The sequence below is a fragment of the Aeromonas sp. QDB11 genome (assembly GCF_027705265.1).
Lineage (GTDB): Bacteria > Pseudomonadota > Gammaproteobacteria > Enterobacterales > Aeromonadaceae > Aeromonas > Aeromonas allosaccharophila.
Genome location: NZ_JAPDBM010000219.1, coordinates 1 through 698 on the forward strand (window position 1 = coordinate 1; position 698 = coordinate 698).

At 56.0% G+C, this 698-nt stretch carries 1 protein-coding gene; it reads left to right on the top strand.

Annotated elements, in window-relative coordinates:
• Positions 1-115 precede the first annotated feature (115 nt).
• On the top strand, positions 116-698 hold a 583-nt coding region (locus OKC40_RS22755), incomplete at its 3' end, for an ATP-binding protein (RefSeq protein WP_270797058.1).

Here is a 698-nt window from a genome sequence, read left to right on the forward strand (position 1 = left end):
CTGGAACAACAACCAGTTGCCACCTCACGCCAGGATCCGTTGCAAGACATCCATCATGACAATGTCCACGGCGAACACTACTTCCACTAATCCATCACTCAACAAGGAAAAGAGCATGCAATTACATCTCGATGAACAACTGAGCACCCTGCGTCTGGGCGGTGTGAAACAGGCGCTGAGTCAGCAACAGACACAGAGCGCGTTGTATCAGGACATGAGCTTTGAAGAGCGGCTGCAACTGCTGCTGAGTCATGAGCTGGTGCAACGGGAGCAGCGCAAAGTTAACCGGTTGGAGAAGCAAGCGCGGTTTCGATTGTCCGGTCAAATTGAGCAGCTGGACTACCGTGCCAGCCGGGGAATAAGCAAAGCGCAGATCCGCCAGCTACTGGAAGGGCAGTGGCTGGCTCATCAGCAAAACCTGCTGCTGACGGGGGCGGCAGGCTGTGGGAAGAGTTACCTGGCCTGTGCGTTGGGCCGCTATTTTATCCGGCAAGGCGTAGCGGTGCGCTACTACCGGCTGAAAACCCTGCTGGAAGAGATGAGACTGGCGCAGGCGGATGGCAGTTATCCGAAGCTGCTGGAGCAGGTGAATAATGTGGGCTTGCTGATCCTGGATGACTGGGGCATGGAGATGCTGGATGCGGCCGAGCGCAGTAATTTGCTGGAGATCATCGATACCCGTTACGGGAGGGTCTCGA